This is a genomic window from Sphingobacterium kyonggiense, assembly GCF_039536825.1.
GTDB lineage: Bacteria > Bacteroidota > Bacteroidia > Sphingobacteriales > Sphingobacteriaceae > Sphingobacterium > Sphingobacterium kyonggiense.
Genome location: NZ_BAAAZI010000007.1, coordinates 44,311 through 60,511 on the forward strand (window position 1 = coordinate 44,311; position 16,201 = coordinate 60,511).

Sequence of the window (16,201 nt, forward strand, 5' to 3'; positions counted from 1 at the left end):
AACAAACAAAGATGACGTTTAACGAAATGAAGACTTTTGATCAGCAAAATCATACTGCTGTCTTTGATAATCTCATTAAATATGCTGTAGCACCAAGGCCAATCTGTTTAGCCAGTACAATTGACCAAGATGGCAAGCCAAACTTAAGTCCATTTAGTTACTTTAATTTTATGTCTCAATCGCCTGCTATCTGTGTCTTTTCTCCCCTGACGCGCATGCGTGATGGGTCAGATAAGCACACATTGCACAACATTAAAGCAACTGGTGAGGTGGTCATCAACATTGTCAACTACGATATGGTGCAGCAACAATCTTTGGCCAGTACAGAATATGCTGAAGGTGTTGATGAATTTGCGAAGAGCGGTTTTACGCCATTGGCATCAACTCAAATCAAACCTGCACGTGTTGCTGAATCGCCTGTTCAATTGGAATGTAAGGTGAAGGAAGTTATTGATCTTGGTCCTGGGGGTGGTTCTGGAAACTTAGTAATTGCCGAAGTTTTGTGCATGCATATTCAATCGAATTTGCTTAACGAAGAAAATGAGATGGATCAAGCGGCATTGGACCTTGTGGCTCGATTAGGTGGTAATTGGTATTGTCGTGTTACTGCAGACAACTTATTTGAAGTCCCTAAGCCTCTTCGCAAATTAGGAATAGGAGTAGATCAATTGCCAGAACATATACGTTTATCAAGCATTCTAACAGGAAATCATTTGGGTCTATTAGCCAATGTAGAAGCTATTCCAGAGAAAACAGAGGAGTTAGCAGATGACCAACACATCAATGGTTTGCTGGAAATGTGGAAAGACGATCAAACTCAACTTCGCAATGAATTACAACGCTATGCTGCAACGTCATTAGATGAAGGTGAATTAGACCGTGCTTGGCAGATATTATTATTAGCTTAATTCTAAATTGATGGGTTGTGTTTTTGCTAAATGCATCCCATCGTTTATCAGTTTCTCTAGTTCAGGATGCGTCTCTATTTTCTTATACAGTACATCTTCCACAAAACTGCTTAACTCGGTAAAGTCATAATGAATACTCAATTCATATATTTCTATCATGGCTAACCAATCGTCTGCATAACAATTTTTCAATTTTTCATACAGATCGTAAAGGGTTTCCTTAGCTGGTTTATCTTCACGAATGCTGCGAAGACTGGAATATATCTCTTGCAGAACGGAAGTCTCTGCGCTAATGGTGGCTTTTTCTGTTTTTAAGTCTGTAATTTTGACCTCTGGTTCAAAAGCAAATTTATCAGCAGCCCCAGCATAAACTGATACGATCTCATCACCTATTGCCATATCGTAATTCCCCCACTCTGGCTGGAATAGCACTTGATTACTTGGTTCATGTATTACCGTACAATCTTCAAAAGTGATGATGAGTAGTTTGTTATCTTTAAATAGAAGGTCTTTTACTAATCCGCGGACTAATATTCCAGATTTAAAATACAAGCTAGCAGGCTGATTGAGGCTAATCCCCAATTGTTCTAATTCTTTCGAATTACAATCTTCCAAGGCATTCTTTTGTCCTAATAACCGACCCACAGGTGAACTAAATCCATCCTTATGATAGCTTTTTCCATGTCCTTCCAATTGTTTTCCTTGATAAGCTAAAGCTGTAGGCCCTTGTGTTTTAACACCGATTAATTCTTCTTCGGAAACAAAAGGAACAAAAGTTCCTGAAACTTCTAAACCCGAACTGTACAAGGCAGTACAAACATTCGCGCTTTCAATGGCTCTGTCTACCCCAAGCTTCCCTCCTTTTTTGAACGCCATACCACTTGCAAATTCATCCAACACCCGATAAGCTTCATGGAAGTCCTTTGCAACAAAGAGCTGAGGTTGTGGTTTGGTAATATCATACGCATAATTTATAGCATCCATGCTGTATGGAAGTTTCTTCACATCATCTTTTAAACAGGTAGCACTTTCCCCAATAGAGGACAATAGCCCTGCTCCAAATATCTTATAATTATCGACAGTTCCAATAAGTCCATACTCGACTGTCCACCAATGTAATCGACTTAAAAGAGACATTTCAGAAGGTTCACCGACTGAGGCAACAACATCGTCAAGATGTTGACTAGCAGCTTTGATTTCGTCTTCTGTAGCCTCTTCGCTTTCTTTTAAGATCGATAAGTTGCGGATGGCTTCATAAACTTCAAAATCTTTTGCTGAGCTCATAGCCTTAGAACCTATTTCACCGAAATATTGCAGGTAATCGGCATATTCCGGCTCTCCAATAATTGGCGCATGGCCAGAAGATTCATGAATAATATCGGGAGCAGGTGTATAGGTAATATGATCTATTTGGCGGATATCTGCAGCTATCACCAATACACAATTGGCTTGGAATTCCATAAATGCAGCAGGAGGAATAAAACCATCAACGGTTACAGCTCCCCAACCAATCTTTTTCAAACTATCGTTCATCAGTTGAAGATCCGGAATACGCTCAATGGAAAGACCAGCAATCTTTAATCCAGGGATATATGGATAGTAGGCTACATCTTTCAAATAGGCGTAATTCTGACGCATAACATATCGCCATATTGCTTGATCAATGGCAGAGTATCGTGCATAGTTCTGTTCAACGACATATCGATTAAGGTGTCGTGGAAGTCGCTCTAAAACTGGATTATTATAGGTATTCATTCCTGTGTAGTTTAAACAAACTTAAAAATTTTAACCTCTCCAAGCAAATAATAATTATAAAATCAAAATATTGCAATTAGTTATATTTTTAGCTAATAACCAACTAAATTCATTCTTCACAGAGGTCAATCCATTCACTAATCTCTAATCACAATAAGGACAAAAAAATATTATTAGCCTATTTGAAGGTGATAATTGGTATATCCTGCCAATTATTTTCTAATGGACATATAAAATTGGGTAAAATAAGATAAAAGACAAAGAAATGAATACAATATCTAACAATTTCCTACTTTTGCAAAACTTCTTACATCAAGCAATTGTTTAGCTAATTAAGAAAACTTCCTCTATTTAAAGGAAGACGTATGTTATGAATATTATGGAGGAAAATCTGCGTTTATTTGATTTGGCTTTTCGACAGTCAAATTTATATCCAAACCTTTCCATTATGTCGCACAAAGTTGCAGGCGAATGGGAAAATGTATCTACTGAAACTTTTTTAGAACAAGTCAACAGCCTATCTAGAGGTTTGGTGGAATTAGGAGTTAAACCTAATGAGAAAGTTGGTTTAATCGCTGATTCTAGTTTAGAATGGCATATTATTGACTTTGCTATCCAGCAGATTGGTGCTGTTGTAGTGGCCATCTACCCCAACATTACAGATACAGACTATCAATTTATTTTTAATGATGCAGAGATTAAACTGTGTATTGTTAGTAATAAGAATCTATTTCAACGTTTAGAAGCCATTCGCGAATCCATTTATAGTTTGAAATATATCTTCTGTATTGAAGAGCATGCCCAAGTACGTAATTGGAAAGAGGTTTTTGATGTTGGACAAAATGTGCCATTAACACGAATTGAAGAGTTAAGACAAGCCGTTAAACCAACAGATTTAGCAACATTGATTTATACTTCCGGTACCACTGGGAAGCCAAAGGGAGTGATGTTGACTCATCACAACATTATTTCCAATGTAGAGGCGGCACGTGAGATCACACCTTGTCAGGCTTATGATCGTTCATTAACCTTTCTCCCTCCTTGCCATGCTTATGAGCGTATGGTGATTTACACCTATATGTACATCGGTATTACCATACATTTTGCAGAATCCTTAGATAAGATCGGGCAGAATATTAATGAGGTGAAACCACATATTATGACCGCTGTACCTCGTATCTTGGAAAAGGTATATGAGAAGATCATGAAGGCTGGCCTAGATCTTACAGGTTTCAAAAGACAGGTATTTGATTGGGCAGTATCCATTGCTGAACACTATGACCCAAATCCAGAGAATAGGTCCTTTATGTATAACATCAAATTAAAGCTTGCTAAGAAACTCGTGCTAGACAAATGGTATGAAGCCTTAGGTGGTCAATTAAAAACAGTAGCTTCTGGGAGTGCCTCCCTTCAGGCGAAATTAGCCAGAGTATTCTTGGCTGCAGGTATTCCACTTTATGAAGGATATGGAATGACAGAAGCCTCTCCTTTGATTTCTGTCAATCATTACATTAAGGGTATTCGTATTGGAACCGTTGGTCCAGCAGTGAAATATGTGGAAATTAAACTTGCCGAAGATGGAGAAATTTTAGTCAAAGGGCCAAATGTGATGCAAGGATACTATAAGAACCCTGAAGAAACAAACAAAACCATTATTGATGGTTGGTTGCATACCGGTGATATTGGTGTTTGGGAAGATGAAATCTTCTTAAAGATCATCGACCGGAAAAAGGAAATGTTTAAGATTTCGGGAGGAAAATATGTTATCCCTCAACCTATCGAAAAGAAATTATTAGAATCCAATTTTATTGAACAGGCTATGGTCATTGGTGATGGTCAAAAGTTTGCCTCAGCTTATATAGTGCCTAATTATGCGCACCTACAAGATTGGAGTAAATCGGAAGCACCCGAATTAAAAGATCTGCCAAAGATTGAATTCTTAAAACAACAAAAAGTAGTTCGTAAGATCCATAAAGAAGTCCAGGTGGCTAATCAGCATTTTGGAAATTGGGAGCAAATTAAGAAACCCATTATATTATCCAATGAGTTTACCATTGAAGAGGGTGAGTTGACTCCTACCTTGAAGATGAAAAGAAAAGTTATTCTTGAAAAATATAAAAAGGAATTTGAAGAACTGTACCATAACGAGTAAAGTTCCTCAAACCAAAAATACGAAAAGCTGTATCCTCTATTCAAGTTGATACAGCTTTTTTCATTTCTTGATATAGGTCAATTTATAGGCATGAGGTAATAGCTAATTTTGGGTATTGTAATAAATTAAAAACAAGCATAAATATAGATTGTTATAAAAATATGAAAGCTCAATTTATCGAAATCCCTCTAACGAAGAACGAAGACAAACAAAGATTTGAACTTACTTATGAAGGCCATATTGCCTTTATCGATTATAAGGAAACATCCAGCACCATTGCATTAATTCACACAGAGGCTCCCGCTGCTTTATCAGGAACTGGTGCAGCAGCTGCACTAGTAGAAAAAACCTTGAAATTCATTAAAGAAGCTGGTAAAACCGTGTCCCCTTATTGTCCCTACGTATATGCCTTTATTTTAAAGAATCCTGAATGGAAAAGCTTGGTTTCACCACGCTTCCCAAAATATGATGAACTCATGAATGATGCGAAAGCATAATTAGAAATTTCATTTTATTGCCACATTGCCGACAACTTACTCTTAAATAAGATTATGTTTTTGTACATTTGACTTCATCAAAGGAGTGATTATGTTTTCGAAAGCATGTGAGTATGGATTAAAAGCGATGATTTACATTGCGAGCAAGTCATTGGACGGGCAGCGTGTAAAGATCGGTGATGTGGCAGATCATACAGGCACCCCCGAGGCTTTTACCGCAAAGGTATTGAGCACACTCTCTAGGCATCAACTCCTACAATCAATAAAAGGTCCTTATGGTGGTTTTGAATTGGATTCACATCAATTGAAAACCGTACGTATTGCAGATATTGTTTCTGCTATTGATGGTAATCAATTATTTGAAGGCTGTGCATTAGGCTTAGAAACCTGTAATGCTGAAAAGCCCTGCCCGATGCACCATAATTTCGTCCAAATACGTAATGACCTAAAACATATGATGGAATCTACAACAATTCATGATTTAGCTACGGGATTAGTCGCTGGTGAAAGCATCCTTATTCGGTAGCTTTTTATTTGAATATATTTAAGACAAAATTATCTTAATAAGCTTTATAGCACCATAACAATGAAAGAATTAACAGATATCAAAACCATAGAAGATATACAGTTGTTGGTTAATACCTTTTATGATCGAATCAGAAAAAACGAATTATTAGGTCCAATATTCGATGGCATTATACAAAACAAGTGGCCAGAGCACTTGGAGAAGATGTATAGGTTCTGGCAAACTGTTTTGCTGGAAGAGCACACCTACTTTGGAAGTCCCTTCCCTCCGCATGCTAAAATGCCAGTAAACAAAACACATTTTGATCAGTGGGTCGGATTATTTAGTATGACTGTCGATGAGTTATTTGTTGGTGAAACTGCTAATCGAGCTAAATGGCAAGGCGAGCGTATGGCGACCATGTTTCAATATAAGATTGCTTATTACCAGGACCAAAATGGACAGCCTCTAGCTTAAGGAAAGAAACTTTTTCAAGGCAAAGAGGTTATATAGCTAAAATGGAAGATGAAAAATCCAATTCAAATAAAACGTATTTATGATGAATTAGCCGAAACAGATGGCTATCGAATCCTTGTTGATCGTTTATGGCCTAGAGGAGTGAAAAAGGAAGATGCTTATCTGGATGAATGGGATAAAGATGTGGCACCATCCACAGAGATACGCAAAGAATTCAATCATCAAGATGATCGATTTGCTCAGTTCACGAAAGAATACAAGAAAGAGCTTGCTGGTAAAAAAGAAGCGCTACAACATATTCTTGATATCAATCAAAAATATCCTGTAACGCTATTGTATGCTGCTCGAAGTAGAACTATTAACCATGCGATCGTTTTACAAGAAGTATTACAAAAGCAAAAAAAATAGCCACGCTACTATTTATTATTACTTTTTGGGTAACCAAGCATTGAAAAATTCTAAAACCTTAGCTTCGTCATATCCTTTTCCAAGTTCTAAATTACCGCTTTCACGAACAGTTAACACTTCGCCCTTATTGTTTAAAACAATAAAAAATGGATAGCCAAATTCTTTACCCTTATTCGGTGCATACTTATTGAAAACCGCAACATTTTCATTCTCCGGAGAATAGTTCAAATGGTAGTAAAGGTAGTTTTTGTCGATTACCTTTGAAACATTCTGGTTGCTATGAATAAAATCGTTGAAGCGTAAGCACCATACACACCAATTACCTCCTGCTTGGATAACGATGTTTTTCTTTTCCTTTTTAGCTTTTGCAACTAACTGATCAATATCCCTTTGTGCATCAGCTTCTGGATGATATGGTTTTGCTTGTTCTGTTTTTGTTGATTCTGATTTTGTTTGTGCAGACAGGGTATTAGTCAAAAGTGATACTGCAAACAAAATCGTCAAGCCTAAAATTAGTTTTTTCATTTTAATGTAGATTATGCATTTCTCAAAGACCAATTTAAGTATTGTTGTTTAATTTTAGTGCAATTTTTAAATAGACGGCATTCCATTTCATGTTTTATTCAAACTTGTTACTCTTTCATAGCTATTTTCGTTGGGTGGTTGTTATTGCTTTAATTGGGCAATTTTGTTGGATTATAAATCATTACCTAAAAGGGAAAACATTTGAGAATAAAGACCTGCAATACCTGCTTCTGTTTTGTATGGCATTCAACATACAATTCTTTGTTGGCTGGTTACTTTACTTCCAAAGTCCTTTGGTAAAACACTTTTACCAAGCGATTCCCAAAAGCATAAAAATAAGGGAAGTACGGTTTTTTGGATTGGAACACATGACAATGATGAGCATAGCAATCATTTGGATGAACGTATGTTCCTTTTTGGTAAGAAAACATATAGGATCTCCAAAGGGATTCAGCTTTTTATTTAAGCGCCATATTTGGATATTGCTGTTTGTTCTTGGGTCCATACCTTGGTCCTTCTCCCCTTTTACTGCTCGGCCAAATTGGCGTTAATACCCGCAAGACCTACTATAGATGCAGATAAAAAGCAAATGGATGGACTAGGTAATTTTCACCTAGCCATCCATTAATTTTATCCAAAACAGCGCTTTGCTAATATTGGATGAGGGAAGTGTATCACGAGGATACTATGAAGAAAATCTTATCTCCAGCCTCCACCTAATGATCTATACAGATCAACATAGGCTTCCAGTTGTTGTTGTCTTAATTCTACCAATGCTAAGTCTGAATCCAAGGCATTGCTTTGAGCAGTAATAACCTCTAAATAAGTAGCATATCCACCTTTAAAAAGTAGATTCGCATTCTTTACTGCCTTATCGGAATTCTCAACACGCAAGCGTGCATATTCCAATTGTTCTTTTTGCTTTTCAAGGGTAATAACCGCATCGGAAACTTCACTAACTGCTGAAACAATAGACTGTTGCCAAGCTATTTCAGCCTTATCACGTTCTAACTTTGCCACCTCCCATTTTGTCTTTAAGGATTTACGTTTAAATATAGGAGCAGTAATACTTCCTCCTATACCACCTAATAGTGCGCCGGGAATAGAAAACCAATTTTTAGGCAACATCGCATTGACTCCAAGCTCACCTCCTAAAGATAAAGCTGGATAACGCATCGCTTGTTGAATATTAGCATCCGCATTCGCAGCAATTAAAGTTAATTCAGCTCCTCGAACATCTGGTCTATTACGCAATAATTCAATAGGACTACCTAAAGAAATTTCCTGGTTTTCAGGGAAAAGGTGTTCAAAATTAGAACCACGCTTAATTGCATTAGGCATTTGACCCGTCAATACGCGCAACGCATTCTCCTGAATGACAATTTCCTTTTCTATTTCTGGAACGAGTGAGGCAGCTAGCAAACGCTGTGATTCAGTCTGCTGAATACCCAATGCAGTAATCTCACCTGCCTCATATTGCAACTGCAACATTCCTTTGGTGCTATCATTTAAAGTCACATTTCGCTTGGCAACTTCAATTTTCGCATCCAGCATTAGTAAGTTAAAATAGCCTTTTGCAACACTAGCAATCAAATTCGTTTGAATGGCATTTCTTGTTTCCTGTGTATTTAAAAACTCAGAAGTTAATTGATCTTTAGCATTACTTAATTTCCCCCATATATCGATCTCCCAGCTAAATGCTATCTCTGATCCAAATTGCGATTGATAAGTAAACATATTTTCTGGAGCTTTCGTACCGTGACGATCATACCATTTGGAAGAAGCACCAGAACCAAATTCCTTTGAACGCCATTGTTTATTGGCACTACCAATTGTCGCATCTACTTCTGGAAAATAATTGTATTTATTTTGCCTCAATTGTTTACTCGCAATCTCTATATTCATCAAGGCCGTTTTCATATCGTAATTGTTAGCCAAGGCAGAATCTATCAATTGCTTTAAGGTTTCATCTTGAAAAAATTCCTTCCAAGAAATTCTGCTGATACTGGTGGTATCTGCAAAATGGGATAAAGTGTCTCCCCGAAACTGATCAGGGAGGTTATGGTCTGGCTGGGTATATTTTTGCCCAACCTTACAGCTTTGTACACTCCAGATCAGAGCGAATACAAAGCCTATTAGGATATATCTATTTCTAAACTTCTTCATGTATCTACTTATTCTTCCTCCGTTTTCAATTTATTTCTCACCTTTTCATCCAGGGTCTTAAAGACCACGAATAAGACTGGAATTACAAGCACTCCAAATACTACCCCGAATAACATCCCTCCAGCAGCAGAGAAACTGATGGAATGATTACCAATAGCTGATGGACCTACTGTCCACATTAAAGGGATCAAACCTGCCACAAAGGCCAAACTGGTCATGATAATTGGACGTAGTCTCAGTTTTGCACCATTAATGGCAGAATCAACTATACTCAAGCCTTTTGCTCGCTCTTGAACAGCAAACTCTACAATCAAAATGGCATTCTTTGCTAAAAGGCCAATCAACATGATTAATCCCACCTGCACATAAATGTTATTCTGCAAGCCTACCAAACCAATTGTTCCATAGACTCCAAGTAGACCTACTGGAATAGATAATAACACTGCCCAAGGCAAGATGTAACTCTCATATTGTGCAGCTAAAAGGAAGTACACAAAGAGAATACTTAAGGCAAAAATCAGTACGGTTTGTGAACCTGATTGGCTCTCCTCAAAACTCATCCCTGTCCATTCATAACCAAAGTTTCCTGGTAATTTCTCTTCCGCTAGTTTTTCAATTGCAGCCATCGCATCACCTGTACTGTATCCATCCGCAGGCTCTGCATTTACCGTAATCGCATTGTATAAATTATATCGGGTGATGGTTTCAGGACCTACAATCTTCTCTAAAGTCAATAAGGTATTGATTGGCACCATCTCCCCTTTCGCATTACGAACGAAGATGGAGTTAAAAGATTCAGGATCTTTACGGAAGTCAAAGTCCGATTGTACATATACACGGTACTGTCTTCCAAATCGACTAAAATCGGATGCTTGAACACGCGCAAAATACAAACGAATGGTAGACATCAGACTGTTGATGCTTACACCTAAAGCCTTTGCTTTCACCACATCGATATTGACTTCATATTGTGGGAAGTTCGATTTAAAACTGGTATATGCATTTCCAATCTCTGGCATTTCATTCAGTTGATTGATAAAACTATCGGCCACTACATTGAAATCACGAATATCTCCACCTAATCGATCCTGTAATACCATTTCAATCCCGGCAAAATCACCAAATCCTTGTACTGTTGGTCTTGGGAAGACCGTAAATTTAGCTTCGTGAATTTGTGATAAATCTTGACGGATAGTATCCATGAATGCCTTAATATCTTTGATTTTTTTACGTTTCGCATGTGGCTTTAGGTTGATATAACCAGCAGCAAATGCCGGACTTGAACTCGCATCTAAGGCATTATAACCTGATACAGTCGTCATTCCTTTAATATCCTCGTGTTTCTTCAAGATGCTATCTGCAGAACGTAATACCTCGGTAGTACGCGCAAGAGATGCTCCAGGAGGCATAGCAAGGTTATACGTAATAAAACCATCATCCTCTGTTGGAATAAAAGACTTCGGCGTACGCATCATCATAAACACACCTAATGCTGTAATTACAGCCAAGCCTGCCCACATTACCTTCTTATTCTTGATCAACATCGATACTCCCTCAATGTATTTATTCGTCATACGATCGAAAGAAGTATTGAATGCGGTAAAGAATCGGTCCTTATACGTATTGAATTTATTCTTTTTCTCACCAATATGCTTTTCATCATCCGGAGCTTTCAACAACAGGGCACATAATGCCGGACTTAAAGTCAATGCATTTAAAGCTGAAATCAAAATTGCTGTAGCTAATGTATAAGCAAACTGCCTATAGAATATACCTGCAGGCCCTTCCATAAAACCTACCGGCAAGAATACAGCTGCCATAACCATGGTAATCGAAAGAATTGCTCCAGTGATCTCGGACATGGTAGACAAAGTTGCAGCCCTTGCCTTTTGTCCGGTATGATGCATCTTACTGTGTATGGCCTCGACGACAACAATCGCATCATCCACCACAATACCGATTGCCAGTACTAAAGCAAACATGGTCAATACATTCAGGGAGAACCCAAATAACTGTAGGAAAAAGAATGTACCAATCAACGATACTGGAATAGCAATCGCTGGGATTAAAGTCGATCTAAAATCCTGTAAGAAGATAAATACAATGATAAATACTAAAATGAAAGCCTCAAATAAAGTATGTTTTACTTGATCGATTGATTCATCAATTTGCTCTCTAACGGAATATGTTACATCATACTTGATACCTTCAGGGAACATTTTAGACTGTTCTTTCAGCACCTTACGAACCGCAACATCAATATCGTGGGCATTTGATCCACTGGTTTGTGTCAAGTTTAAGGTCAAACCTGGATTACCATCTACTTTATTATCTGAGTTTAAGTTCGTAGCACCAAATTCTACACGAGCCACATCTTTCAGATAAAGTACCGAACCATCGTCATTTGTTTTGATAACTACATTTTGGAACTCCTCAGGTTGGGTCAAACGACCTTTATGCTTAATTACTGTTTCAAATGCTTCTTCAGAAGTCTCACCAAATTTACCAGGTGCAATCTCAAAGTTTTGGTCTTTGATGGCTTCCGTTACATCCTTAGGCACCAAATTATACAGCGCCAATTTTTCTGGATTCAACCATACCCGCATAGCATAATCACGCGCACCTAAACGAGAAACCTGAGCTACCCCATCTACACGCAGTAACGGACGCATCAAATTAATCTGTGCAAATGCTTGCAGGAACGTCTCATCATATACAGAATCTTGATGGTCGGAATACAAGTTAATCGTCATAATGACACCACTCTGCCTAGGCATGGTGGTAATACCTGCCTCATTTACTTCTGCAGGAATGGAACTGATGGCTTTGGATATACGGGTCTGTACATTGACAGATGCCACATCGGGATTGGTACCGGTTTTAAAATATACCGTAACGGAACCTGACCCTGAGTTAGAAGCCGTTGACTTAATGTAAGTCATGTTCTCAACCCCGTTAATAGCCTCTTCTATTGGGAGTAATACGGATTTAGCTACTGTCTCGGCTGTTGCTCCAGGATAACTTAAGGAAACTACCACACTTGGTGGTGCAATCTCTGGAAATCGGGTTACAGGTAGTAATTTCAAGCCTACCAATCCTAAGATGACTAAGATGATAGATACCACCGTTGCCAAGACTGGACGACTTACAAACGTTTTTAACATAATATGGAGTTAGGGTTGATATGGGAATTCCAGCCCCCAAGATTTTGGAGGAAATGGAATTCCTTATCGTTTAATGTTTAAGATATTAGTTCTGTTGAGCTATCGGTTGAATAATCGAACCGTCAGTAAGCTTATCGAAGCCACTTAGGAGAACTCGATCACCTACTTGTAAGCCTTCAGAAACAATGTAGTTGGCTTTACTCTTACCTTCAATTTTGATATTTCGGCGTTGTGCCTTATTATTTTTATCCAATACATAGACAAAGGTCTTGTCTTGTAGTTCAGAAGTTGCAATCTGAGGAATTTGCAACACATTCTCTTTTACTTCAGAAATCTTCAAAGTACCGGTACTACCAGAACGTAGGAAGTTGTTTTGATTTGGAAAAGTTGCCCTCAAGGAAATCGCACCTGTAGTACGGTCCACTTGACCATTTACCGCATCAACTGTACCCTTAATAGGATATTCTTCTCCATCAGCCAATACTAATGTTACCTTAGGAAAGGTTAGGCGTTTTTCTTTATCGTATTTACGGCCTTCCATACTATCCTTTTTAGCTTGCGCTTTGGAGAAATATAGAAAGTCAGACTCATTCATAGCGAAATAAACATATACTTCCTGAATATCCGATAGATTAGTCAAAGGTTCCTTATCACCTTTACCAACCAAGTTCCCAATTCTTTTGGGAATACGTCCAATAAAGCCACTAACCGGAGCTTTAACCACAGTAAAGTCCTTACTTAACTGTGCTGAACGCACTTCTGCATTGGCTTGATCTAAACCAGCGCGTGCTACTTGATATTCTGATTCTGCTGCTGCTAATCGAACTTCTGAAATTACTTCGTTTTCAACTAATGGTTTTAAACGATCCACTTCTAATTGTGCGTTTTTCAGTTTAGCTTTTGCTACACGAGCACTAGCAACCGTATTATTTACATCTTCTTGGTAAAAGGAAGGATCAATCTTAAAGAGCTTTTGACCCTTCTTTACAAAAGAACCTTCATCCACATAAATCTCTTGCAATAAACCTTCGACTTGAGGTCTCACCTCTACATTGACTTTACCCTCAATTGTTCCTAAATAATCCTTTACAGTAACTGCATTCGCTTTCTCTACCGTATATACTGGCAAGGCCAAGGCTTTATTCGGATGTTCTTTTTCTTTTGATTTACCTTCTGAACAACTACTAAAAACGATAGTTGTCGCAGCAAATAATATTGATGCTTTTAAAATGTTTAATTTAATTTTCTTCACAGTACGTTAATTTGTTGTTTTTTCTTCTTCGTAATATTTTTATTACACTTCCATCTTATTAACGTACTTTTTAACAATTATTGTACCGTTTAACACTTGTTAACAGATTATTTTAAAGTTAAATTTTGTTAAAGCAATTGCACATGCAACCATAATCGACTCATTTACAGTTTTTAGAGCTGTTTTTAGGGATAAATAAAGAAAATAATCTATTTTTTGAATAAAAACTCATTTTATTGTTTAAAATCGTAAAACCACCTAATTCTATTCGACATTCTCACCAACCTTAATAATTAATTAACATTACTTTAATCGAAAACCAAATAGTGAAATGGGAACAAATCATAACAGTTGAGGTATCCAAAGCCCTTCTCTTCCACTAAAAGACAATGGCGCCTTGAAATTTTTGATCAAAGCGCCATTAGTGTCTTATTTCCTTACAATATTCCAAATGGAATAATTAATCTTTTCTATTCCAAATACTGACCTTGACGAATCAATAGACTTCTATATTTATTAAATACAGATGATTTGGATATAAATCCTAAATACTGATTATCGGAGTTAACTACCGGAAGTATCCACACATCATCCTTATTCATTTTCGTCATCACTATTTCCATTTTCTCATCTTCTAAGATGATATCTGCAGGCTTTTGAGCTAATACGGCAAAGGACTTATCTTTACCTTCTGCCTCATCCAGCAAGATGGAGAAAAGTCGTTCACTGTATATTATCCCCAGTAGTTTCCCTTTTTCATCCACTATCGGGAAGATATTCCGTTTGGAATGTATAATATCTGATTTTCTTTCTACAGGTGTTTCATCTGGTCTTAGCACCACAAAATTTGTTTCTAAAACATACCGTAGCTTCATCATACTCAATACAGACCGATCCTTATCTTCATAGGACAATAAATCACCCGACTCTGCTAATACTTTTGTATAGATGGAATGTTTCATAACGGCTCTGTTGATCAAATAAGAAATAGATGCCACTAACATTAAAGGAACCATAAGTGTATAGCCACCGGTTACCTCTGCAATCAGGAAAATCCCAGTCAACGGAGCATGCATAATCCCAGCTAAGGCACCCGCCATCCCGGCCATGACAAAGTTCGGTACATTCAATTGTATTAATCCCGTCTGATTAACCCCAAAGGCGAAAGCAAAGCCCAATAAACCGCCCATGATTAAGCTTGGACCAAACACACCACCGTTACCTCCACCATTAATGGTAAATAAGGCAGCAAATGATTTAGCGAACAAAGTTAAAACAGTATAACACAAGACTACCCAAGCAATATCCTTATACTCCGAAAAGAGCGAATTCTTAACGATGGAATCAAATCGTCCATCCAGTATCTGTTGAATACTTAAATATCCTTCCCCATAAAGCGCAGGGAAGATAAAGATCATAACCCCCAAACTGATACCAGATATCCAAACCTTATTGTAAGGATTCTTAATCTTAGAAAACCAGGTCTTTACCTTTTGGCTTATTTTGGAGAAATAGACTGTATACAAACCTATCAATAAACCGAGCAATAAATAAAATAAGATGGATCCTACCTCCCATTCCGTTGCTGCGGTATGGAATAAAGGCTCTGCATATAATATTCTTGAAACTACAGCTGCTAAGGCTGATGATATTAATAAAGGAATAAAGGCAGGAATAGAGAACTCAGGCAAAAGAATTTCAATGGCGAATATCATTCCAGCCACTGGGGAATTAAATGCCCCAGAAATACCCGCTGCAGCACCACAAGCCAACAACATTGTCACTTCCTTATAGCTTAATCCAAAGAAACGACCAATGTTTGACCCAATAGCTGAACCACTGTAAGCAATCGGCGCCTCTAAACCAGAAGAACCACCAAATCCAACTGTAATAGCACTGGTGACAATTTGTGAATAAATATTATGGATTTCAATACGAGAGGATTTTCTAGATATGGAGTAAATAATGGGCGTAATTCCGTGTTCTAATTTCTTGCCTTTTATAAATTTACGGATGTATATGACCGTGAGCAAGATACCGATGAGTGGAAAGACCAGGTACAAACCATACTTATAATGCCATTCGATATCATCTTGTAAGGTAGAAGCAAGAAAATGTGTCAATCCCTTTAATAAAGCCGCCGCTAAACCGCCAACAATACCTACCAGAAACGCCAAGACAATTAAAAAATTCCGATTTGAAATCTTTTGCATCCGCCATTGGTTGATGTATCCTAGTCTTTTCAACAACTTCTCTCGCATGTATATTCCTTTTGAAAACCTTTGTTTATGATTGGCAATAAAACCAATCGGCAAGTCAGTAACGTGATAAAAAAATAATATAGCAGGCTTGTATCTCCTTGAGCCAAAAATTTCATGCAAATATAGGAACT

13 protein-coding genes are annotated in these 16,201 nt (G+C 37.6%); 6 read left to right on the top strand and 7 right to left on the bottom strand.

The window, feature by feature from the left end; genetic code table 11:
• Positions 1 to 11: 11 nt before the first annotated feature.
• Positions 12 to 908, top strand: coding sequence for a flavin reductase family protein (locus ABD676_RS09065; protein ID WP_344674348.1), 897 nt, complete (start codon positions 12 to 14; stop codon positions 906 to 908).
• Here ABD676_RS09065 and ABD676_RS09070 read toward each other — a convergent pair.
• Positions 900 to 2,663: an aromatic amino acid hydroxylase gene (locus ABD676_RS09070; protein ID WP_344674349.1), complete on the bottom strand. Its 1,764-nt coding sequence runs from the start codon at positions 2,661 to 2,663 to the stop codon at positions 900 to 902. The two genes, ABD676_RS09065 and ABD676_RS09070, sit on opposite strands and share 9 nt — an antisense overlap.
• A 448-nt stretch (positions 2,664 to 3,111) precedes the next feature.
• Here ABD676_RS09070 and ABD676_RS09075 point away from each other — a divergent pair, with 448 nt between their 5' ends.
• The 5 genes from ABD676_RS09075 (at position 3,112) to ABD676_RS09095 (ending at position 6,702) form a co-directional block, all read left to right on the top strand.
• Positions 3,112 to 4,815: an AMP-dependent synthetase/ligase gene (locus ABD676_RS09075; RefSeq protein WP_344674350.1), complete on the top strand. Its 1,704-nt coding sequence runs from the start codon at positions 3,112 to 3,114 to the stop codon at positions 4,813 to 4,815.
• A 161-nt stretch (positions 4,816 to 4,976) separates the two neighbouring features.
• Positions 4,977 to 5,312, top strand: a complete 336-nt coding sequence (locus tag ABD676_RS09080) for a GNAT family N-acetyltransferase (RefSeq protein WP_344674351.1) — start codon at positions 4,977 to 4,979, stop codon at positions 5,310 to 5,312.
• Between the two features lie 91 nt (positions 5,313 to 5,403).
• Positions 5,404 to 5,838 (top strand): RrF2 family transcriptional regulator, encoded by a 435-nt coding sequence (locus ABD676_RS09085; protein ID WP_344674352.1) that lies wholly within the window; start codon positions 5,404 to 5,406, stop codon positions 5,836 to 5,838.
• Between the two features lie 60 nt (positions 5,839 to 5,898).
• Entirely contained in the window at positions 5,899 to 6,294 is a 396-nt protein-coding gene (locus ABD676_RS09090; protein WP_344674353.1) for a group III truncated hemoglobin, read from the top strand.
• A 48-nt stretch (positions 6,295 to 6,342) separates the two neighbouring features.
• Positions 6,343 to 6,702 carry a DUF488 domain-containing protein gene (locus tag ABD676_RS09095; RefSeq protein WP_344674354.1) on the top strand — a complete coding sequence of 120 codons (360 nt, stop codon included), beginning with the start codon at positions 6,343 to 6,345 and terminating at the stop codon, positions 6,700 to 6,702.
• An 18-nt stretch (positions 6,703 to 6,720) separates the two neighbouring features.
• On the opposite strand, the gene ABD676_RS09100 is transcribed toward ABD676_RS09095, so the two are convergent.
• From ABD676_RS09100 to ABD676_RS09125, 6 genes are all read right to left on the bottom strand, one after another.
• Complete coding sequence (locus ABD676_RS09100; RefSeq protein ID WP_344674355.1) at positions 6,721 to 7,227, bottom strand: thioredoxin family protein; 507 nt, start codon at positions 7,225 to 7,227, stop codon at positions 6,721 to 6,723.
• Between the two features lie 307 nt (positions 7,228 to 7,534).
• Positions 7,535 to 7,732, bottom strand: a complete 198-nt coding sequence (locus ABD676_RS09105) for a hypothetical protein (RefSeq protein WP_344674356.1) — start codon at positions 7,730 to 7,732, stop codon at positions 7,535 to 7,537.
• Between the two features lie 194 nt (positions 7,733 to 7,926).
• Positions 7,927 to 9,393, bottom strand: coding sequence for an efflux transporter outer membrane subunit (locus ABD676_RS09110; RefSeq protein ID WP_344674357.1), 1,467 nt, complete (start codon positions 9,391 to 9,393; stop codon positions 7,927 to 7,929).
• An 8-nt stretch (positions 9,394 to 9,401) separates the two neighbouring features.
• Positions 9,402 to 12,557, bottom strand: coding sequence for an efflux RND transporter permease subunit (locus ABD676_RS09115; RefSeq protein WP_344674358.1), 3,156 nt, complete (start codon positions 12,555 to 12,557; stop codon positions 9,402 to 9,404).
• An 85-nt stretch (positions 12,558 to 12,642) separates the two neighbouring features.
• A complete protein-coding gene (locus tag ABD676_RS09120; RefSeq protein WP_344674359.1) occupies positions 12,643 to 13,809 on the bottom strand; it encodes an efflux RND transporter periplasmic adaptor subunit in 1,167 nt (388 codons plus the stop codon).
• A gap of 470 nt (positions 13,810 to 14,279) precedes the next feature.
• Positions 14,280 to 16,070 carry a chloride channel protein gene (locus tag ABD676_RS09125; RefSeq protein ID WP_344674360.1) on the bottom strand — a complete coding sequence of 597 codons (1,791 nt, stop codon included), beginning with the start codon at positions 16,068 to 16,070 and terminating at the stop codon, positions 14,280 to 14,282.
• Positions 16,071 to 16,201: the final 131 nt, after the last annotated feature.